Here is a 20,606-nt window from a genome sequence, read left to right on the forward strand (position 1 = left end):
AAGTCATGAAAAAAAGATATTTATTTATTACACTCATTGTTTTGTCATTCATTTCTATTTTTATTGGTGTAAAAGATATATCACCTTTAGATATTTTTGATTTAACGGACGATAAAGCTCAAATTTTATTGGTAAGCAGGCTTCCTCGTCTTATTAGCATTATTATTGCCGGCGTAAGTATGAGTATATGCGGCTTAATTATGCAACAGCTAAGCAGGAATAAGTTCGTATCTCCGACTACGGCTGGAACGATGGATTCCGCCAGATTAGGAATTTTGGTTTCCTTAATGATATTCACGACGGCGAGTCCTTTGCAAAAGATGCTCGTTGCTTTTATCTTTGCGTTGCTTGGAACGTTTCTGTTTATGAAAATTTTAGAGAAGATAAAATTCAAAGATACTATTTTCATACCGTTGGTAGGATTGATGTTTGGTAATATTATCAGCTCCATATCGACTTTTTTTGCTTACAAGTATGATTTAATTCAGAATATGTCTTCATGGTTACAAGGTGATTTTTCAATGATTATGAAAGGCCGATATGAGCTTTTGTATATTAGTATTCCTTTGCTCATCATCGCCTATGTTTTTGCCAATAAATTTACTGTAGCAGGAATGGGCGAGGATTTTTCAAAAAATTTGGGGCTGAACTATAAGCAAGTGGTAAATATAGGATTGATTATTGTAGCCTTAATGACATCTTCAGTAGTACTGACAGTAGGGATGATTCCTTTTCTAGGCCTTATTATCCCGAACATTGTCACGATATACCGAGGCGATCATTTGAAAAAAAGTCTTTCTCATACAGCTTTATTAGGGGCGGTATTTGTCCTGTTCTGTGACATACTCGGTCGTATCGTTATCTATCCGTACGAGATTTCAATCAGTCTTACAGTTGGAATCATAGGAAGTGGTATTTTTGTTTATCTACTGATGAGGAGAAAGGCATATGGGTTATAAAGCTAAAACAGGTGTCCTTGCTATTATTGCAGCAATACTCATTGTACTTTTTTTATTTATAGATCTTAGTGGAAATTGGGATTATGCCCTTCCGAGAAGAATAAAGAAGGTGCTGGCGATTATGCTAACCGGGGGGGCAATTGCTTTTGCGACAACAGTATTTCAGACCATTACGAATAACAGAATCTTGACCCCGAGTATATTAGGCTTAGATTCGTTATATATGTTAATACAGACTTTTGTTATTTTCATATTTGGATCTGCTACGCTAACAATGATGAACAGTAATGTTAACTTTGTGATTTCTGTAGGCTTAATGATTCTGTTTTCGGGAGTGTTATATAAATTACTCTTTAAGAGAGAACAGCAAAATATTTATTTTCTGTTATTGATAGGTTTAATTTTTGGAACATTATTCCAAAGTTTATCATCTTTTATGCAAGTGCTCATCGATCCTAATGAATTTCAGATCGTACAGGATAAGATGTTTGCCAGTTTTAATCATATTAATACTGATCTTCTCGTAATTGCCAGTATTTCTGTGTTCATCGTTTCCGTTTATTTTTCAAGGCTTACCAAATACTTGGATGTATTGGCACTGGGAAGAGAACAGGCCATAAACTTGGGGGTAGATTATGATTATGTTGTAAGAAGGCTATTAATCGTAGTGGCTATCCTTATTTCAATCTCAACGGCCTTGGTTGGCCCCATCACCTTCTTAGGACTGCTTGTAGTGAATGTCACCTATGAGTTTTTAAAAACGTATCAACATAAATATTTAATTTTAGGTTCAATTTTCATCAGTATCATTGCATTAGTCGGTGGACAATTGATTGTTGAAAGAGTTTTCACCTTCTCCACAACATTAAGCGTAATTATCAACTTCATCGGTGGCGTTTACTTTATATATCTACTATTAAGGGAGAATCGATCATGGTAGATGTAAGAAATGTTTCTAAAAAATACGGCGACAAAAAAGTAGTGGACAATGTATCGGTAAAAATAGCCAAAGGGAAGATTACTTCTTTTATTGGGCCGAACGGAGCTGGTAAAAGTACGCTATTATCTATGATCAGCCGCCTTATACATAAGGATGAAGGAGAAATTTACATAGATAATAGGGAGATTAGTCAGTATAAAAGTAATGATTTGGCAAAGAAAATATCGGTTCTAAAGCAATCCAACCATATTGGTCTTCGATTAACGATTAGAGAATTAGTTTCTTTTGGACGCTTTCCTTATTCTCAAGGAAGACTTTCTAGAGAGGATTGGAAACATGTTGATGAAGCGATTCGATATATGGGGTTGGAGGATATACAAAACAAATATCTTGATCAATTAAGTGGAGGTCAAAGACAAAGAGCATATATTGCTATGGTTATTGCCCAAAATACGGAGTATATTCTCTTGGACGAGCCGCTCAATAATTTGGATATGAAGCACTCTGTTCAAATTATGAAGATATTAAGAAGATTGGTTGATGAATTGGGCAAAACGATCGTTATCGTTATACATGATATTAACTTTGCCTCCTGTTATTCGGATGATATCGTTGCACTCAAAGATGGGAAGATAGTAAGAGAAGGCACTACCGATGAGATTATCGATCATTCCGTATTAAAGGAAATTTATGATATGGATATTGAGATCGAGGACATAAATGACAATAAAATTTGCGTTTACTTTTCTTAAGTAAATCATTGTATTCAGTTTGCTAATTTCGATGATTTCGCAAAAAGTATAAAGGAGTCATACCCTAAAAAACTTTTCCTTTTGAAAAGCTAAACGTATGCAACACTCATACGTATGGAAGGAATTTCGTAATGATTACTATTATCATCGTAACATTACGAGAGATACCCATCTGAATGTACACTGATATTTCGACATATTGGTAGAAAAAGGTATGAGTTTCAGCGATACGAATAAAATGGTTTACGGTATGGCTCATGTATACGAATATGCGACATCATCGATGTTAAATAAAAAATTAGTAGGGGTGAAAAAATGAAGAAAGCATTTATGTTTTTCATCATTGCCGTTTTAGCAACGCTTGTTGTTGCATGCGGTTCAAATCGTTCCAATGAGGTGTCGAAGGGATCAGAACCGACAAAAGAAAGTGAAGAAATTACAATCAAGCATCAATTAGGCGAAACGAAAGTAAAGAAAAATCCTGAGAAAGTTGTTGTTTTTGATTATGGTACATTAGATTCTTTAGATAAGTTAGGAATCGAAGTAGCGGGTTTGCCAAAAAGCCATCTTCCTCCGTATCTTGCAAAATTTAAAGATGATAAGTATGCAAACTTAGGCAGCTTGCTAGAGCCAGACTTTGAAAAAATTAATGCGCTTCACCCGGATTTAATTATTATTTCCGGAAGACAGTCAAAATTATATGATGAATTTAAGAAAATCGCTCCAACGATTTATTTAGGAGTAGATACAAAGAAATATATGAAATCCTTTGAAGAGAATGCTAAAACATTAGGCAAGATTTTTAACAAAGAGTCAGAGGTAGAAAAAGAACTAGCAAAAGTTAAAGAAGATGTTAAAAAATTAAAAGAAAAAGCATCTGCTACAGGCAAAAATGCCCTCATTATATTGGCGAATGACGGCAAAGTTAGCGCTTTTGGACCAAGTTCCCGGTTTGGTATTATTCATGATGAGTTTGGCTTTACTCCGGCCGATAAAAATATTCAAGCATCTACTCATGGCAAGAGCATTTCTTTTGAATATATCGTTGAAAAAAATCCCGACTATCTATTTGTTATCGATAGGGGAGCGGTTGTAGGTGGCCAATCGTCTGCTAAACAAGTTGTAGAAAATGAATTGGTGAAAAACACCAAAGCCTATAAAAATGGCAACGTTGTATATTTAGACCCTAACTACTGGTATCTTTCCGGTGGAGGACTCGTTTCGGTTTCAGAAATGGTGAAAGAGGTAGAAGCGAGTATAAAATAGAACGGTAGTTTGATGACAAATGATTTGAGATTTCTTCATGTTCATGCCGACAGGACGCTCGTCATTTTAATGGCGTAGAGGAATGTCGGCATTTTTATGCTCCGTCCACTATAGCATTTGTATCCTAACCAGCCGAGAGGTTCCTTTTCCTGTCTCTCTTCTCACCATCCAGATGTCGAAACATCAAAGACATGTATATCGTACATCGCATGATCTGTATTATGTTTCTGAAATTGAATGCAAGTGATTAATTGTAACAATTGACAAAAAATAAAAATACAATATAATTAAATATATGAATAAATGCTCATATATTCAATATCATGTATTTTTGATAATCATGCAACGTAAGATTTCACACAAGCCTGTACGTATATAAATGAAGGAAAGAAGAGGGGAGAATACTGTGACAATAAGAAAAGAATTATTGTTAGAGGGGTTGGATTGCGCCAATTGCGCCAATAAAATACAGGGGAAAGTTCAAGCTTTGGCTGGAGTTGAAATGGCAAATGTTGATTTTGTATCAAGTCGATTGACGATACAAGTGAAAGAAGGAAGCAATTCCCGCAAAGTAGTCGAGCAGGCGAAAGCAATTATAAACGAGCTGGAACCGGATATAGAAATTACTGAAAAAACAAAAGATTCCCATACAGAACATAGCCGTCATCACGATACAAGCCGTACAAAGAGGTTGCTCATTCGACTGGCGATTGGCGGAGCTATTGCGCTCATCGCCGGATTGACAAAGTTATTGCTTCCGTTTGAACTTACTTTATTCTTGCTTAGTTATGTCATTGTCGGTGGTGATGTCTTACTCCGTGCCGTAAAAAATATAGCGAAAGGGCAAGTATTTGACGAAAATTTTTTAATGGCCATTGCGACAATCGGTGCGTTTGTCATTAAGCAATTTCCGGAAGCTGTCGGTGTGATGTTCTTCTATCAAATAGGGGAATTTTTGCAAGGAATTGCAGTAAACCGTTCACGTACATCCATTAGCTCATTGATGGATATTCGTCCGGATTATGCACACATAAAAGTCGGAAGCGAGATGAAAACCGTTTCCCCTGAAGAAGTGCGGACAGATGATATTATTGTTGTAAAGCCGGGTGAAAAAATTCCGTTGGACGGGGAAGTTATCGAAGGAAGCTCTATGGTTGATACGTCCGCGTTAACGGGTGAATCGGTTCCGAGAGAAGTAGAAGCAGGCAGCGAAGTATTGAGCGGATTTATTAACAAAAATGGCGTATTAACGATCAAGGTTACAAAAGAATATGGCGAATCCACCGTGGCGAAAATTTTGGATCTTGTGCAGAATGCGAGCAGCCGGAAAGCTCCAACAGAAAACTTTATTACGAAATTTGCGCGCTATTATACGCCTGTCGTCGTGCTTGGCGCTTTATTATTGGCAGTTATTCCACCTTTGTTGATTCCTAATGAGCTTTTTTCTGATTGGGTATATCGGGCATTAGTATTTCTCGTTATTTCTTGCCCATGCGCTCTCATTGTTTCCATTCCGCTCGGATTTTTCGGAGGGATCGGTGCCGCTTCCAAAAAAGGTATCCTTACGAAAGGAAGCAACTACTTAGAAGCATTAAATGATGTAAAATATGTAGTTTTTGATAAAACCGGTACATTAACTAAAGGCGTATTTAACGTAACGCATATTCAAACCGAAGGAAAGCTAACAGCAGATGAACTGTTAGAATATGCCGCTTTTGCGGAATCGTATTCCAATCACCCGATCGCGCAATCCGTTCTGCAAGCATACGGAAAAGATGTAAACAAAGGTGTTATAGAAGGCTACGAGGAAATTTCAGGACATGGTATTAAAGTAAAAATTTATGGTAAAAACGTTCTTGCAGGAAACGCAAAACTGATGCGAAAAGAGCAAATTGACTTTATTCATCCCGAAACATTGGGTACTGTTATTCATATCGCAATCGATGGAGCATATGAAGGATATATCGTTATTTCTGACGAACCAAAAGAAGATGCCAGACGTGCCGTTCAACAGTTAAAGCAATTAGGAATCAAAAAGACGGTCATGCTTACAGGTGACGCGCAAAATGTAGCGGAAAAAGTCGGTCAACAATTAGGGGTAGATGAAGTATATGCTGAGTTGCTCCCGCAGGATAAAGTCGAATGGATCGAAAGATTAGACGCTCACAAAAGCCAGAAAGAAAAGTTGATATTCGTTGGTGATGGCATTAATGACACGCCTGTTTTGGCAAGGGCAGATGTTGGAATTGCCATGGGAGGATTAGGTTCCGATGCGGCAATTGAAGCGGCAGATATCGTTATCATGACAGATGAGCCATCGAAAATCGCAACGGCCATTACGATTGCTAAACGTACCCGAAAAATCGTCTGGCAAAATATTATATTCGCTCTGGCTGTAAAAGGATTTTTCCTGCTTCTCGGTGCGTTTGGGATCGCGACAATGTGGGAAGCCGTATTCTCTGACGTTGGCGTAACCGTACTGGCGGTATTAAATTCGATGAGGGTGTTAAGAGTGAGTCATATACAGTAAAAACAAACGGATATTCCAACATGTTTCCGGGGGTTGAGGGAAGCATGAAGGAAGAGAAAATTTGAAATATCAAAAGTGATATATATTTTATAAGAAAGGAGAAAGAAGATGGAGCATAACGAAAACTTCAATTCAGCATCATGCGAAAATTTAGATGAGGAAACCTTATTCATGGTTTCGCAAACATTTAAAGCATTGTCAGACCCTACGCGCATTCGAATTTTGTATTTATTGTCGCAAAAAGAATGCGCTGTTAGTGAAATTGCAGAAGCGCTTGGCTTGTTGCAGTCTACGGTTTCGCATCAACTTCGGTTTCTGAAAAACTTAAGGCTTGTGAAATTCCGACGGGCCGGAACTATGTTGTACTACTCGCATGATGATGAGCATGTGATGGATTTGCTGCGCCAGGCTATCCATCACGCATGCCATGATTAATCATTAGTGAGGTTCATTCTTGAAATAATCTGCTTAAAACAACGACACAAAGCGGCCGCTTGTCTTTGATTCAGTATATTATTTCGGAAGCGTTGCATAAGTGTTGAAGAAAACAAAGGAGATAAGCACTATCTGACTTTGTATATCCACGTTATTTTGGAGTATGAACCTCCCCCACTTACCATAGGTTGAAGTGGGGGTTTCTGAACTATCCACCTCGGCAGAACAGGCGATCAGCGGGTTGTCGCTGATCTTACAGACACGTGCCGTCTGCGAGGGGAATCATTCAGCAACACACCCTTCAGTTTGTACGTTAGGTACTTCTTTACTTTCCCAACCTGCCACTGGCTCATTCGCTGATTGTGGCAGCGAGAACGTTTCTTTTTCTTCTTTCGCTGGACGCCTTCGACGTCTCCAAGGTAGACTTCGTTCACTTGCTGGGCGACCACCCATTCGACAAACTGTTTCGTCGTTTTGTGCAAGGCATCCTGTAACTGGCGTTTACTTTTAGAAAGAAGATATTGTTTGGCTCGGTTGTACCGCTTCCACTGGCGGCTGTATTTCTGGCACTTGCTCATTTTTCGCTGAAGCTCTGCAAGCTTCTTGTTACGCAGGCGGTGAATGCTTCGGATTTTTCGTCCGGTCACAATGAGACTGTCTCCAGTTGTTGCGACGGCTGCAAGCGTATGAATTTCACCCGGGTCAATGGCGCATGTATGCGAACCCGGCGGGTTCGGTGCTTTCTTGCCATCGTCGTAGGTAAGACACAGATGCAGGCCCCGGTCGCGGTTTATTAAGAATCCTTATATGAATGGTAACTGTCCGTAGGATAAGCCATTCCTGTATAAGGCGATGTTGGCTGTCCCGGATACATCGGATAAGGCATTTGTCCTCCCATATACATTTGTGAAGGTGCTGCCATGTCCGGTGCCTCATATTCCATGTACATTTTTTGACAATACATTTTATCCATACGTGGAATATGGAGCATTTCTCCTGGACGCAAAATGTGCGGGTCTTGAATGTGAGGATTCATCGTTTCAAGAACCGGTTGAGGAACATTATATTTTTTAGCCAGTTTTTTCAAAGTGTCTCCTTCTGCACATGTGTGAACAGAATACATGCCGTCTCGTTCATCTTCCCTCCAGAAAAAAGGAAAGAAGAACGGGAAGAAGAAGAAAAAAGGGAAAAAGCGACGACGCGGGAAAAAAGGTCCTCCAAAACCTCCAAATGGTGTGAATTGACGTTCCATATACTTTCCTCCATTCATTATTTGGTTATTTGACTATGCCATTATATGTTCCTGGGGATTCTTCGTTCGTGTCCAGATGAAAAGATGGGCTTATTTATGTCAACTCTCCTTGATATATCGGTATTCTTTTACGGTTTTAGGGAAGAGAGGATAAAGGGAAAAACTGTGAGCGGAGCTATCTGGGCATGTATATGAGATGATGTTGTTGTACGCGGCGGAAAGTAAGGAAAGGAGAATAGATGTGCGAAATCCAGTTGTCCTCCGTATTAGTATAGCGATATGTGTGTTTGTTTCGTGCCTGTTTTTCCCTTCTATTGCTTATCAGGAAACGAAAAAAGCAATCCGGATTGCGGGGGACAATCATTTTCCTCCTTTTGAATATTTAAGCGATTCAGGAGTTTACTCAGGTTTTAATGTCGACATTATGAACGCTATCTCTATTCAGACGGGTATCAATATTGAATATTATCCTATGCCTTGGAATCAGGCGGTACAAGCCTTGCGCTCGGGAAAAGTAGATGCGATTCAGGGCATGAAGTATAGTAAGGCACGTGAGGAAGTATATGATTTTTCCGAGTCTTACTTTACAAGTTCACAGGCGATTTTTGTGTTAAAAGATAACATGTATATTAGACAAATCGATGATCTGGAAGGAAGAAAAGTAGCGGTGCAAAAAGGCGATGTTGCCAACGACTTATTAAATAAAGTGAATCACGTACAGTTGATAGAAGCCGATAACCAGCAAGAGGCCGTTCAATTACTGGTGGAAGAAAAGGTTGACGCTTTTGTGGGCAACAGGATTACCGGCCAATACTTCCTTCAAAAAAGCAGGCAGCAATCATTGATCAAAATTGTCGGCGAACCGCTTGATCCTACAGCTTATGCTATCGCTGTTTTGCCGAAAAATAATGGTCTGTTAAAGCTATTTAACCAGGGAATTGATCGAATCAAAAGCGATGGAACCTATGAAAAAATAGAGAAAAAGTGGTTTGGAGAATATATCATGCCGTCTGCCCCGGTATTGCGCAAAACCTTGTTTTATCTGGAAACCGGGCTTGTTATTACCCTTATTATCATTACTTTCATACTATGGTGGAACCGCATGTTAAAAAAGGAAGTGAGCAAACGAACAAAGCAAATTGAAAGAATAAATAAAGATTTGGAAGAGAAGATGGTACTTCTGAAAGAAAATCTTTACTTTCAGAAGCAATTGCTAAACAGTGCCTACAGCTCTTTTATTACCTTGCATCAAGCAGGTACTGTTTCCATGATCAATCGCCGGGCAATGGAGTATTTGGGTCTAAACGAAAAGGCCGTGGGCAGGCCTTTCCAACAAACGCCTATTGTAAAGTTTATTCCTGAACAAGAAATTAACGCAGCGTTAGAGGATAAAAAAATGTTCCTGCAAAAAGAAACGACCTGGCTGCAAACTCCTTCCCAAAAAAGGTACATTACCTATAGCATTTATCCGATTAAAACGACAACGGGGGATAGTGTCGGCGTCATGCTCAACTTTCTGGATATTACAGAACAAAAAGAGTTTGAAAAAAAGGTAGCCCAGGAAGATCGGCTGCGTTCTTTGGGGCAACTGATAGCGGGAATTGCCCATGAAATCCGCAATCCTTTAATGTCGATTCTTACGTATACGCAATTGCTTCCGAAGAAATTTGCCAATGCGGAGTTTCGTTCCTTCTTTTCCCAGCATGTCTCCAGCGAAATCACTCGCCTTAATGCATTAATTAACGATTTGCTCGATTATGCGCGCCCGAAAAAATCAGAACCCGTAATCTGTTCGCTTTATGATGTTGCTGAAGGGATTGTAAGGTTATTCAAACCGAAAATAAAAGAAAAACAGATAAACATAGTTTGGGAGTTTCCTGAGAAGATTGAGGCCATTGCGGATATACAACAAATCAAACAAGTACTCATGAATATTATCGTAAATGCCATTCAGGCGGTAGATGAACACGGAACGCTAACCATTCGCGGATATTACCGGGGAAATGTTGCCGTTATGCAGATTGAAGATACTGGAGCAGGAATTTCGGAGGACGAGCTTGACAAAATCTTCGAGCCGTTTTATAGCAGGAAAGCAAATGGGGTCGGACTTGGGCTTTCCATTTCATATCAGCTTATGAAAGAAAATAAAGGGACAATTGATGTAAAAAGCATAAAGGGAAAAGGAACGACTGTCACCATATGTTTACCGTGCTGTAGAAAGGATGAAGATGATGTATCATGTTATGATTATCGATGACGAACCAGCGATTTGCCAGTCATTAACGTTTGCATTGGAAGACCGATATCATGTTTATGCCTTTACTGACCCGCGGGAAGCTCTTCCTCTTTTCGAAAGGGTGGACATTGCCATTGTGTTGCTGGATTTAAAAATCGGAGAATACAACGGAATAGACGTGTTGGAAGAAATAAAACGTATTTCTCCTTCCACTATTGTCATTATCATGACGGCTTACGGAAGCATCCCTTCTTCTGTGGAAGCCATGCGTAAGGGAGCGTTTTCGTACGCGACAAAACCGCTTCACATTGATGAATTGGAAGTATTAATGCAAAAAGCGGAAGAAGTATATACGCTGCATTCCAAAGTTCAATGGTTGAGTCATGAATTGGATAAGGTGACGGATAACTATGGACTGATTGGAAAAAGTGCAGCCATGCGCGAAATCTTTACTTTAATCGATAAAATTAAAGACATTGACTCCAATGTACTGATTACCGGAGAAAGCGGAACAGGAAAAGAGGTAGTAGCGAGAACGATTCACTATCAAAGTAAGCGAAGGAACAAAAAATTTCAGGCGATTAATTGCGCGGCCATTCCGGGCCATTTGTTAGAGTCGGAACTATTTGGATATGAAAAGGGAGCGTTTACGGGAGCGGTACAACGAAAGTCCGGGTTGTTTGTACTGGCGGAAGGCGGAACGATTTTTTTAGATGAAATCGGTGAAATGGATTTAGCTTTACAGGGTAAACTTTTGCGTGTTCTTCAGGAGAAAAAAGTAATGCCGATTGGTGGGATTGAAGAAATCAGTATAGACGTTCGTATTATTGCGGCGACGAACCGGAACCTGGAAAAAGAAGTAAAAGAGAACCGTTTCCGTGAGGATTTGTATTACCGATTAAACGTGATTCCGATTCAGCTTCCTTCCCTGCGGGAAAGAAGAGAAGATATTCCTCTGTTAGTAGAATTCTTTATTAAAAAATATAGCGATAAAATGGGAAAACCTGTTGAAGGAATTTCTCAGGAAGCGCTTCAGCTTTTACAGCAATACGCCTTTCCGGGGAACATTCGGGAATTACAGAATAGATTGAAAGAGCCATTGCTTTAACGGGTTCTTTCTGTATACAAAAAGTCGATTTGCCGGTGGAAATTCGGAAAAACAACCGGGCATTTATTAGCGATACATTAATTCCTGTTTATGTAGGCGAAACGATGGAGGAAATTGAGAAAAGAGTTATTTTGCATAATTTAGCCGCTTGTAACGGGAATCAAAGAAAAACGGCGCAAATAATCGGAATCGGGGAGCGGACATTGCGGGAAAAATTAAAAAAATATCGGGAAGAAAAGTAGGCGAAAATTGCCGCCCGGCAATTTTCGCCTACTTTCTTTTTATAAGTAAACGAGGAAAAACTCGTGAGTCGTGTGCCAAACGTGGCTTTTTCCATGTGGAGCGTGTGGCATGGAGGGAGAGAAAGACCGGCAATTGTCTCCCTCCTAGAGGTACCCAGATATTTTACCAGTCTAACCGGAGGGCAACGCCCGCGAGTTTTTCTTATTATGACTTTACCTATTTCGTAAATATTTTCTTGGCATAAATATTGCTTCGATATATAGAAAACATTGAAAAATTAAGGAGGATGCTGATGAGAACATGCTTCTGTAACGCTTTTTAAACAAAATCATCATAGAAGTAAATACATGAAAGAAAATCATGGAGGTATAAAGTGTATACTGTAGCAGCAAAAGAATACTGGATGGGGAGAACAGATAGTGAGTCGGTAACTGAGATGTTTAGATTGCATCAAGTTGTAAGAATCGAAAATTTGGCAACTTTCAATGAAAAGCAAAAAGAAAGCGCTATCGGAATAATTGGATTCAGATGTGATGAGGGCGTACGGAGAAATAAGGGAAGAACAGGTGCGTATTATGCTCCGGATGCCATTAGAAAATCGTTATCTTCTTTACCGTACAATTTTCATTCAGATATCAAGCTATTTGATTTCGGGAATGTCAGCTGTGATGACGGAAATCTTGAAGAAGCCCAAAAAGAATTGGGCGAAGCCATAAAAAAAATATTGGACCTAAACATTTTTCCGCTGATTATAGGCGGAGGTCATGAAGTAGCGTATGGACATTTTCTGGGCCATAAAAAGTACAAGAAAGATATTGAAAATATTGGAATTATCAATTTTGATGCGCATTTTGATATGAGATCGTATGACGAGACAACCAGTTCCGGTACGATGTTTAAACAAATTGCGGATGAATTTGTGGCCGCAAATAAAACGTTCCGTTATTTATGTGTCGGAATTCAAAAAAGCGGAAATACAAAATATTTATTTGAAACAGCGGAACGATACGGATGTGAATATATTCGTGAAGATGAGATTTCTTTGCTTCATTTAGATAAAGTTAGCAAAAAGATCGACGAGTTTATTGCTAAAAGTGATACGATCATGCTTACTTTGTGCAGTGATGTTTTTTGTTCAAGCGATGCTCCTGGTGTTAGCGCTCCGCAGCCGTTCGGACTTGACCCGAAAATCGTTAAATACTTTTTAAAAGACATCGTAAAACATAAAAAGGTTTTAAGCTTTGATATCGCTGAAATCAATCCGACATTAGATGAAAGCGGTCTTACGGTGAAACTTGCCGCTACGATGTTGTATGAAATCATCGACAGTTTAGCATAACTTTATAGGTGGTTAAGATATGAAATTGGAATTTAGCTTAATTGAAACACTTTTCTTATCTGTTTTACTCTTGTTGTTCGGATACTTTATAAGAAAAAAGATAAAATTTTTACATCGTTTTTGTATACCAGCCCCAGTAATTGGCGGTCTGCTCTTTTCTATTTTCGTTATGGTGCTTAAGGAACTGAATGTAGGGACGATCACGCTGGATGTTTCGCTGCAAAGTTCGTTTATGCTGGCCTTTTTCACTACGGTTGGTTTAGGTGCGAGCTTTTCGCTCGTAAGACAAGGTGGAAAATTGCTTATTGTTTACTGGCTTCTCTGTGGTTTTGTCGCCATTTTCCAAAACGTGATTGGCGTTTCACTTGCGCAAGTTCTGGGGATTCATCCGTTATTGGGCGTTATGGCGGGAGCGGTTTCGATGGAAGGCGGTCATGGAGCGGCTGGCGCTTTCGGGCCGACTGTTGAAGAGCTGGGCGTTCAGGCAGCTACCACTATCAGCTTCGCGGCGGCTACTTTTGGCCTTATTTTTGGCAGCCTAATTGGCGGACCGGTTTCGAGATATTTGATAAATAAATACGATTTAAAACCTGAAACTTCAAATGAAGAAATTAAAACATTTGAAGCGGTCGTTGGTATGAATAAACATGATGAGCCTTTAACCTCTCACCGTATTTTTACGCACATTTGCTTGATCACGTTTTGTATGTGTCTCGGCGTTATTATAAGTAAATCTTTTGCACAAATAACAAGCTTTGTTTTGCCGGAGTATGTTGGCGCGATGTTTTTAGCCGTTATTATCAGAAATCTTAATGATCGTTTTCACGTTATGAAGTTTGATTTGAAGTGTGTAAACCTTATCGGAGATGTTTCGCTGGGAATTTTCCTTTCTATGGCATTAATGAATTTGAAAATTTGGGAAATTTTCGATTTGGCGGTTCCGCTGTTCGTTATTTTAGTGTTCCAAGTATTGTTTATTATTTTGTACGGTATTTTTGTCGTATTCCGTTTGTTGGGGAAAGATTATGATGCAGCCGTTATGGTTGGCGGTTTGTCCGGACATGCTTTGGGAGGTACTCCAAATGCGATGGCAAATATGGGAGCGATTACAGAACGGTATGGAGAATCGAAGCGCGCATTTTTGATTGTTCCTGTCGTTGGTGCATTTTTAATTGACTTATTCGGAATACCAAGCATTATATCTTTTATTAACTTTTTTAAATAAAAGTGCGTCCATTGTTTTCATCCTTGTTTTTGCTACAGTTAACAAGGTAGTTGATTCCGATTTTCTATCCCCCCTCGGTGGATACCCTGCTTGCTTACACAAAATTTTTGACGGTACAGTGCTGGGTACTATCAGGTCAATATAAAAAAAAAAAGTGTAAATAGATAGTAAAATAAAATTCGTTCGTCATTTTCTTATTTATGTCGCCAGGAAACGACAGTAACGACGAAGAATTTGACGACAAGTATTAGTTATAACCTCCTCTAATTTGATGCATAATAAAAGTGTGGAAAATTATAGGAGGTTATAAATATGGAAGTAAAAGTGATTATGCCTAATCCGAAAAGTAATTGGGAATCGTGCGTACAGAAGTACTGGCAAAAGGAAAAACAAAAGTGGGAAAAACGAAGGAATCAGCGTAAAAAATGAACGCTATAATGGGAATTTACTTTGTAATTATTATGATTATGGTTGTTTTGTGTGGAGTGACAGCGTGGCTTATTTTTCGAAAACTGAAATATGGTAATAGTGTTTTTATGGACATGAACGATCAAGAGCTAAGAAAACAACGGAGTAATTAGAGCACCTAATATTATCCCTCTTGTGTAGACAGTTTGGTATAACCATCACTGTAAATACAGGAGGGATTTTTCATGGGGCAAGATAAGACCTATACAAAGTAGTATGAACCTCTTTCCCTATTGAAAAATTTTTTGATTAGCGATGAAAACAAAGGGAACCATATAAAATATTATGCATGTGATTTAATTGTGGAAAGGGATATATTTCATGAAAACAGCAGTTTTTTTTTCGCTTAATTTCACAAAGCTGGTAATTACCTTGGTTATCGCTTTTATTCTTGCTTTCATTTTATGTACAGTAACGGCTCATTCTGGCGATGAATCGAGCTCTTCTTACGAAATCCGCATTAACTTATGGTATCAGGAGCTTCAGCTTATTAAAGAGGGGAAAATAACAAAAACCTTTAAAGTGGCTTCAGGTGCGCTCGACACCCCGTCCCCAGTAGGAATCTTTCGTATTGTTTCGAAGGATGAGGGATGGGGCGGTGGCTTTGGAAGTTGTTGGCTTGGATTAAATGTGCCATGGGGGACATATGGGATACACGGTACGAACAAACCTTATCTTATCGGTCAGCATGTTAGCCACGGCTGTTTTCGCATGCGAAATCGAGATATAGAAGAACTGTATGAGATCGTTCCAATAGGAACAAAGGTTATCGTAGAAGGGCCCATTACCGGCCATAAAGATTTGACGTATCGTGTACTGGTACGCGGCTCGCGTGGAGCGCTGGTTCAACTTGTCCAGAATCGTCTTCAGGCTGCTGGTTTTTATCAGGGTAAGTGTCACGGCATTTTTGATTGGAGTACAGAACAAGCCGTGATTCAATTTCAAAAACAGAATCATTTGCCTGTAACGAAACAGATTCATGATACAGATTTACTTTACTTAGGAATTATTGAATAATAAAGTTTTGAGATTACGGTATAAACAAGAGCAGCCGTTTCGAAAAAAGAACGGCTGCTCTTGTTTGGGTTCTAACTGATGTAAACAATCCCCTCCCACCTAATATGGTAATGCTGTCCATCCATATTCACTAAAATATAATCAGGAAAAACTTCCTCTAGTTTTCCCTGGATTTCTTTAATCGGAGTTGCAACGGAGATGTTTTTTCCCTTTCTTTGGTTTAAGTGATTGAGCAATCGTTTCGTAAAAGTGTTGCTCTTTTTAGAAGTGGATTCCTCTTTGAGGGGAGAACCTTCTTTAGAGATAAGCTCACCAAAGGTAGGCTCTTCTTTAGAAATAAGTTCACCATTTGTTATGACCACTTTCTCAGGGGTGGCCTCTTTTTGAGCGGTAGTTTTTTTTCTTTCAGGTAGTTTATACTGAGCTTGGTTAGAAACAGAGTAAAAATCGTATCCATTAGGCATAGGGTAGGCATGATAAGGATAGGCATTATAGGGGTAAACACCATGAGAATAAGATGGATAATACATTTTTTTCCTCCTTTTATTTATAAGGTACAATAGGAGTATATTCAAAATATGGTGAGATGCCTCAGGGTAAATGCCTAAGTCGTTCTTTTGATTTTATTATTGACAAATGCGATTTCGTTAAAACATCTCGAGCTGTTATGGATGATCCTGCATGAGGTCAAGCGGCATCTGCATACCATCCATTAACGAGGTGATATGCGGATGCATGTGAAAATTATGAAAGGGAATTGTACCGATAAGAATATGCTTGCCTGCTATATTTATCTCAAAGAGAAGTATAGGAGGGAAAAGCTTCATGATCGGAATTTACGCACGGGTAAGTACAGAAGAACAAGCGAAGAGCGGCTTCAGCTTGGAGAGCCAAGTGAGGGAATGTCGGAAAAAGTCAGGGACAAATGAATGCAAAGAGTATATAGATGAAGGGGTTTCTGGTGAGTTTTTAGATCGACCGGCTTTGTCACAACTTCGCCAGGACGTTCGAGATGGGTTAATTACGAAAGTAGTATGCTTGGATCCGGATCGTTTATCACGGAAACTGATGCACCAACTTCTTATCACAGAAGAATTTGATCGGCAAGGCATCGAACTTGTTTTTGTGAATGGAGAATATGCGCGTACACCGGAAGGGCAGTTATTCTACAGTATGCGTGGTGCGATTGCTGAATTTGAGAAAGCGAAGATCAATGAGCGCATGAGTCGCGGTCGACGCGAGAAGGCAAGACAAGGTCGAGTGCTACGTGACTTTCAGGTGTATGGATATAGTTATAATAAAGAAACGGAACAGATGATTATTAATGAAGAGGAAGCTGCTATCGTTCGTCTTATTTTTGACTTGTTCACCAAACCAGGAGCTGTGCAAGGAATGAATGGCATTGCTCATTATCTTACAAAACAAGCGATCCCTACAAAGAAAGGAAAAGGGGTATGGCATCGCCAGGTGGTACGCCAGATACTGATGAATCGGGCATACATCGGGGAGTTCTATCAGAATAGATGGAACACAGAAGGGATGCTAGGTAACAAACACAAAGCTCCAGACGAGCGTGTGCCAGTGAGACAGCGTCCGAGAGAAGAATGGATTCATATTCCTTGCCCACCCATTATCGAACGAGAGCAATTCGAATACGCACAGAAGCTGTTGCAAGATTCACGGCGACGATGGGCAAAAAAAGGCTTACACCAGTATTTGTTGAGTGGTCTGCTTCGCTGCGCTCATTGCGGTAATACGATGACAGGCCGACGCGCGAAGAATTGGGGTAAATACGTATATGAGTATACCGACATTAAAAGTACAGCTGGAGCAAAGAACAGAGGATGTGGCCGGAAAGTAAAGCGTGAAGAGTTCGATAATGAAATCTGGAAAACGGTTCGTTCTTGGCTTGAGAACCCGAATGAGATCGCGGCGGCGGCCGAATACGATAAACAGGAAAGTGAAATTCCATTTGAACAGATGGAGATGGAACGCTTAGAAAAAGAAATAGAAAAAGCGAAAAAAGGACGTAAAAGAATTCTTTCTTTATTTGCTATAGGAATGGATAGTGGAGAAGAAGAAGTATGCGACATCATGCGTACATTAAAAGAAAAAGAAGAAACGGCGACAAAACAACTAAAAGAGCTGAAGGCTAGAATAAGGGAAGAAAAAGAAGCCGGATTTAATCAGAACCTGTTGAGCGAGGCGGCCGAGTATTATCTGTTCAAACATCCAGATGCTCTTACTTTTGATGATAAGCAGAAAATCATTCGTCAGTTAATTCGGGAGATTATCGTTTATGAAGATCACATTGAAATCTTCACATATTAATACGTATCTATTGACTTTATAATTGAGATTTTAATGCATTTGCGCTCGTTAAAGAAAACAAAAAAGGATGTTTCCCTTCACGATCCAATTGGAACAGATAAAGAAGGAAATGAATGTAACATTAAACGTTATCTGTTGTGGATAAGTGGAGAAAGGAGAGACGAATTACTTCGGCAGGAAAATGAAAATTTCCAAACTGAAGTTATCGCCTCGTTGATGCTTTTCTTTGGTATATATTACTTTTTTGATGATCTGTTTTAACAAGTCATTTTTCTTTTCGATATCGTCTGTCCTGTGATACGCTTCGATAATGTGCCGTATACACGGTAACAGGTTTTCTTTAGTAGCCTCCTGCTCATGTATGCGAGCCATTTCTTCTTTCGCATTTTTTAGTGCCTCTTTCGTGTCGACAATGCGTGCCATAATGTTTTGATTCCTTTCCAAGTAAGTATCCACATCATAAATCCCAAGCTCTAATAGATCGTGCAGATTATTCTTTTGCTTCTCCAATTCGATCAACTGCTTTTCTAACTCTTGTATAACCGTTTCGGAAATAGCAGGTAGCACTTCTGTCGAAACAGACACTTCTTTTTCTACCTGTTCCATGTTTACCACATATTCTTTCAGCCACTTTTCTAGCTCATTTAGAACGGCACGCTCGACATATTCAAAACGTGTACCTTTGTTGCGACAGTTTACGTTACTGCATCTTATGTGTGGTGCTTGATGCACATATGGGCGCTTTACCATTGCAGCACCGCAAAAGCCGCAGCGGACTAAGCCAGCGAGGGGATTGGTAATTTTTAAGCCTGTACGGTTTGGTACAACAGTTTTATTTTGCAGATTGCGCTGGGCTTGCTGAAACATTTCTTTTGACACCAGTGGTTTATGCTTTCCTTCAACATCGACCCATTCTTCGCGAGGACGTATATAGCCGCTCCCTTTCTTTTTGTTTCGATATGTTTTTCGCCACTGCATGCGGCCGATGTAGACTTCATTTTTTAAAATAGCAGCAACGGAGTATGGTGACCATTGTTTACCGGCTGGAGAAAGAATTTTCATCTCATTTAATCGGCGAGAAATACGGCATGTTCCTATCTTTTCGTTGACATACCAGTGAAAGATGAGTCGTACGATTTCAGCTTCTTTCTCATTCGGTATGAGAATTAAATCTTTGCCACGATCATATCCATATGGTGGTTTTGTACCGATGTATTTTCCTTCTTTTACAGAAGCCAAACGGCCACGTTGGAGACGCTTATTAATAATCTTAAGCTCCCGGCGTGCTATAAACGCTTCAAACTCGGAATATTCCTCATCGAATTCGTCTTCCAGGTCATAGCTTTTCTGTGGTGTAATGATAAGCGTTTTTGATTCTTTAAATGCGGCAATGATTGTGCCTTGATCGCGCATGTCACCACGGCCTAATCGGTCGATGTCCATGCATAAGACGGCATCATATACACCATCTTCGACCTCGGTAAGTAATTTGATGACTTCAGGTCGGTCAGCGATACGTTCGCCAGACACAATTTCTTCATATATTTTGATGACATTATATCGGTTTTTGTACGCCAGTTCTAGTAAAGCTTTCTTATGTTTGCTAAGGGTTTCGGCTTCGCCCCGCATTTCAGCTTCAATGTCGGCGCGAGACTTACGCAGGTACATAGCAACGTGATTTAGGTCTTTCGGAAATTCACGCATGCCTTTTCCTCCTTTCTTTTGATACTGCTATCATTTTATGCTTAATGGATTACAATCATTTTTTTAAAGTTTAAAGCGGTTAAGCTGTTCTAAATGAATCGTGTTTTCTTTTATGTTTGAAAACTTCCAATGTTGTCCGCTCTGTCCATTCGCATATAGATGTACCGGGGGATGCAGAGATGGATGAACAAAAACAGGAGCGTAAGCCAGATTATGAAGGGAAACAAGGAAATACAAATATCCGGGTATATTTGTGCCGAATTCCAGCAAAAGAGTTTTGGTCCCGTGTAAACCCTGCAATCGCAAAGTGTTTGCAATTCCAAAAGCAAGACGGCTCTTGAAAAGGAGCCGCTATAAGACAAGCATAGCCTTGACAAAACATTTACAGGAACGATGGTGATTGGAGAACGCCTTAAAGAAGCACGAGAAGTCGTTGGACTAACGCAAGTGAACCTCTCTCCAATAAATTGGAGAGCTTCTCGCTTCATCGAGCCGACTATTGTCGCACTCTCCACGAAGGCTAGTTCCTAGCCTAGCGTGTCTTACGACACGTTTTGTAGTTGTTGTACTGCCCGTTTGAGAATGTTTTTGGCGGCATTTACATCACGGTCACATTCAAATCCACAAGAAGGGCAACGATGTGTCCGTACAGCCAATGTTTTCTTTACGATTTCATCACAGCTTGAGCATTGTTGACTTGTGTTTCGTGGATCAACCAGAACAACACGCTTACCAGCACTTTCAGCCTTGTAAGTGGTGAACTGCACAAGTTGATTCCACCCTGCGTCTGCAATACTCTTT

Annotated in this window: 18 protein-coding genes and 2 pseudogenes; 15 read left to right on the forward strand and 5 right to left on the reverse strand. The window is 39.7% G+C overall.

All coding sequences use genetic code 11. From position 1 onward, the window contains the following. The first annotated feature begins 5 nt into the window (after window positions 1-5). The 6 genes and pseudogenes from BLR88_RS05375 to BLR88_RS05400 all read left to right on the forward strand — a co-directional run bounded on the left by BLR88_RS05375 (window position 6) and on the right by BLR88_RS05400 (window position 6,882). Window positions 6-959 (forward strand): ABC transporter permease, encoded by a 954-nt coding sequence (locus BLR88_RS05375; protein ID WP_057900457.1) that lies wholly within the window; start codon window positions 6-8, stop codon window positions 957-959. Further along, the gene (locus tag BLR88_RS05380; protein ID WP_057900458.1) at window positions 949-1,899 is read left to right on the forward strand and encodes an iron chelate uptake ABC transporter family permease subunit; all 951 of its coding nucleotides are present in this window, start codon (window positions 949-951) and stop codon (window positions 1,897-1,899) included. Before BLR88_RS05375 ends, BLR88_RS05380 begins: the two co-directional genes overlap by 11 nt. Beyond that, on the forward strand, window positions 1,893-2,651 hold the full coding sequence (locus tag BLR88_RS05385; protein ID WP_057900459.1) for an iron ABC transporter ATP-binding protein: 759 nt from the start codon (window positions 1,893-1,895) through the stop codon (window positions 2,649-2,651). Before BLR88_RS05380 ends, BLR88_RS05385 begins: the two co-directional genes overlap by 7 nt. A 315-nt stretch (window positions 2,652-2,966) precedes the next feature. Next, window positions 2,967-3,917 (forward strand): siderophore ABC transporter substrate-binding protein, encoded by a 951-nt coding sequence (locus BLR88_RS05390; RefSeq protein WP_091260127.1) that lies wholly within the window; start codon window positions 2,967-2,969, stop codon window positions 3,915-3,917. A 412-nt stretch (window positions 3,918-4,329) separates the two neighbouring features. Continuing rightward, window positions 4,330-6,447, forward strand: a pseudogene (locus tag BLR88_RS05395) (heavy metal translocating P-type ATPase); the annotation flags it as partial. 108 nt (window positions 6,448-6,555) lie between these two features. Beyond that, the gene (locus BLR88_RS05400) at window positions 6,556-6,882 is read left to right on the forward strand and encodes an ArsR/SmtB family transcription factor (RefSeq protein ID WP_057900462.1); all 327 of its coding nucleotides are present in this window, start codon (window positions 6,556-6,558) and stop codon (window positions 6,880-6,882) included. A 233-nt stretch (window positions 6,883-7,115) separates the two neighbouring features. Here BLR88_RS05400 and BLR88_RS05405 read toward each other — a convergent pair whose 3' ends face one another. Further along, complete coding sequence (locus tag BLR88_RS05405) at window positions 7,116-7,676, reverse strand: transposase (protein WP_091260130.1); 561 nt, start codon at window positions 7,674-7,676, stop codon at window positions 7,116-7,118. Further along, complete coding sequence (locus BLR88_RS05410; protein WP_057900464.1) at window positions 7,676-8,134, reverse strand: LysM peptidoglycan-binding domain-containing protein; 459 nt, start codon at window positions 8,132-8,134, stop codon at window positions 7,676-7,678. The genes BLR88_RS05405 and BLR88_RS05410 overlap by 1 nt, the downstream gene beginning before the upstream one ends. A 196-nt stretch (window positions 8,135-8,330) precedes the next feature. Between BLR88_RS05410 and BLR88_RS05415 the strand changes: the two genes are divergently transcribed. The 6 genes from BLR88_RS05415 (at window position 8,331) to BLR88_RS05435 (ending at window position 15,770) form a co-directional block, all read left to right on the forward strand. Beyond that, entirely contained in the window at window positions 8,331-10,391 is a 2,061-nt protein-coding gene (locus BLR88_RS05415; protein ID WP_254778229.1) for a transporter substrate-binding domain-containing protein, read from the forward strand. Then, on the forward strand, window positions 10,366-11,478 hold the full coding sequence (locus BLR88_RS05420) for a sigma-54-dependent transcriptional regulator (protein ID WP_322787647.1): 1,113 nt from the start codon (window positions 10,366-10,368) through the stop codon (window positions 11,476-11,478). The genes BLR88_RS05415 and BLR88_RS05420 overlap by 26 nt, the downstream gene beginning before the upstream one ends. A gap of 35 nt (window positions 11,479-11,513) precedes the next feature. Beyond that, window positions 11,514-11,720 carry a helix-turn-helix domain-containing protein gene (locus BLR88_RS20470; protein ID WP_322787648.1) on the forward strand — a complete coding sequence of 69 codons (207 nt, stop codon included), beginning with the start codon at window positions 11,514-11,516 and terminating at the stop codon, window positions 11,718-11,720. A gap of 374 nt (window positions 11,721-12,094) precedes the next feature. After that, entirely contained in the window at window positions 12,095-13,060 is a 966-nt protein-coding gene (hutG, locus tag BLR88_RS05425) for a formimidoylglutamase (protein WP_254778231.1), read from the forward strand. Window positions 13,061-13,079: 19 nt separating this feature from the next. Beyond that, on the forward strand, window positions 13,080-14,285 hold the full coding sequence (gene gltS, locus BLR88_RS05430; protein ID WP_057900467.1) for a sodium/glutamate symporter: 1,206 nt from the start codon (window positions 13,080-13,082) through the stop codon (window positions 14,283-14,285). A 789-nt stretch (window positions 14,286-15,074) separates the two neighbouring features. Next, window positions 15,075-15,770: a L,D-transpeptidase family protein gene (locus tag BLR88_RS05435; RefSeq protein WP_057900468.1), complete on the forward strand. Its 696-nt coding sequence runs from the start codon at window positions 15,075-15,077 to the stop codon at window positions 15,768-15,770. Between the two features lie 71 nt (window positions 15,771-15,841). On the opposite strand, the gene BLR88_RS05440 is transcribed toward BLR88_RS05435, so the two are convergent. Then, window positions 15,842-16,300 carry a DUF2642 domain-containing protein gene (locus tag BLR88_RS05440; RefSeq protein WP_091260134.1) on the reverse strand — a complete coding sequence of 153 codons (459 nt, stop codon included), beginning with the start codon at window positions 16,298-16,300 and terminating at the stop codon, window positions 15,842-15,844. Window positions 16,301-16,595: 295 nt separating this feature from the next. On the opposite strand from BLR88_RS05440, the gene BLR88_RS05445 reads away from it, so the two are divergent. Next, window positions 16,596-18,101 carry a recombinase family protein gene (locus tag BLR88_RS05445; RefSeq protein WP_057900471.1) on the forward strand — a complete coding sequence of 502 codons (1,506 nt, stop codon included), beginning with the start codon at window positions 16,596-16,598 and terminating at the stop codon, window positions 18,099-18,101. 24 nt (window positions 18,102-18,125) lie between these two features. Then, window positions 18,126-18,219 (forward strand): annotated as a pseudogene (locus BLR88_RS20055) (RNA polymerase subunit sigma-70); the annotation flags it as partial. Between the two features lie 47 nt (window positions 18,220-18,266). Here the strand turns inward: BLR88_RS20055 and BLR88_RS05455 are convergent. Further along, window positions 18,267-19,805 carry a recombinase family protein gene (locus BLR88_RS05455; protein WP_091260135.1) on the reverse strand — a complete coding sequence of 513 codons (1,539 nt, stop codon included), beginning with the start codon at window positions 19,803-19,805 and terminating at the stop codon, window positions 18,267-18,269. Window positions 19,806-19,984: 179 nt separating this feature from the next. Here BLR88_RS05455 and BLR88_RS19405 point away from each other — a divergent pair, with 179 nt between their 5' ends. Next, on the forward strand, window positions 19,985-20,146 hold the full coding sequence (locus tag BLR88_RS19405) for a hypothetical protein (protein WP_156423999.1): 162 nt from the start codon (window positions 19,985-19,987) through the stop codon (window positions 20,144-20,146). A gap of 201 nt (window positions 20,147-20,347) precedes the next feature. On the opposite strand, the gene BLR88_RS05460 is transcribed toward BLR88_RS19405, so the two are convergent. After that, window positions 20,348-20,606, reverse strand: a 259-nt coding sequence (locus BLR88_RS05460) for an RNA-guided endonuclease InsQ/TnpB family protein (protein WP_139184919.1), incomplete at its 5' end; no start/stop codon positions are given.

Origin of the sequence: Aneurinibacillus thermoaerophilus, assembly GCF_900099925.1 — a bacterium.
GTDB classification, from domain to species: Bacteria; Bacillota; Bacilli; order Aneurinibacillales; family Aneurinibacillaceae; genus Aneurinibacillus; species Aneurinibacillus thermoaerophilus.

Excerpts from the sequence above, each read along its gene's own strand:
- BLR88_RS05375 (WP_057900457.1), top strand. The coding sequence starts at position 6 with ATGAAAAAAAGATATTTATTTATTACACTCATTGTTTTGTCATTCATT.
- BLR88_RS05380 (WP_057900458.1), top strand. The coding sequence starts at position 949 with ATGGGTTATAAAGCTAAAACAGGTGTCCTTGCTATTATTGCAGCAATA.
- BLR88_RS05385 (WP_057900459.1), top strand. The coding sequence starts at position 1,893 with ATGGTAGATGTAAGAAATGTTTCTAAAAAATACGGCGACAAAAAAGTA.
- BLR88_RS05390 (WP_091260127.1), top strand. The coding sequence starts at position 2,967 with ATGAAGAAAGCATTTATGTTTTTCATCATTGCCGTTTTAGCAACGCTT.
- BLR88_RS05400 (WP_057900462.1), top strand. The coding sequence starts at position 6,556 with ATGGAGCATAACGAAAACTTCAATTCAGCATCATGCGAAAATTTAGAT.
- BLR88_RS05410 (WP_057900464.1), bottom strand. The coding sequence starts at position 8,134 with ATGGAACGTCAATTCACACCATTTGGAGGTTTTGGAGGACCTTTTTTC.
- BLR88_RS05415 (WP_254778229.1), top strand. The coding sequence starts at position 8,331 with ATGATGTTGTTGTACGCGGCGGAAAGTAAGGAAAGGAGAATAGATGTG.
- BLR88_RS05420 (WP_322787647.1), top strand. The coding sequence starts at position 10,366 with ATGTATCATGTTATGATTATCGATGACGAACCAGCGATTTGCCAGTCA.
- gltS (WP_057900467.1), top strand. The coding sequence starts at position 13,080 with ATGAAATTGGAATTTAGCTTAATTGAAACACTTTTCTTATCTGTTTTA.
- BLR88_RS05435 (WP_057900468.1), top strand. The coding sequence starts at position 15,075 with ATGAAAACAGCAGTTTTTTTTTCGCTTAATTTCACAAAGCTGGTAATT.
- BLR88_RS05440 (WP_091260134.1), bottom strand. The coding sequence starts at position 16,300 with ATGTATTATCCATCTTATTCTCATGGTGTTTACCCCTATAATGCCTAT.
- BLR88_RS05445 (WP_057900471.1), top strand. The coding sequence starts at position 16,596 with ATGATCGGAATTTACGCACGGGTAAGTACAGAAGAACAAGCGAAGAGC.
- BLR88_RS05455 (WP_091260135.1), bottom strand. The coding sequence starts at position 19,805 with ATGCGTGAATTTCCGAAAGACCTAAATCACGTTGCTATGTACCTGCGT.
- BLR88_RS19405 (WP_156423999.1), top strand. The coding sequence starts at position 19,985 with ATGGATGAACAAAAACAGGAGCGTAAGCCAGATTATGAAGGGAAACAA.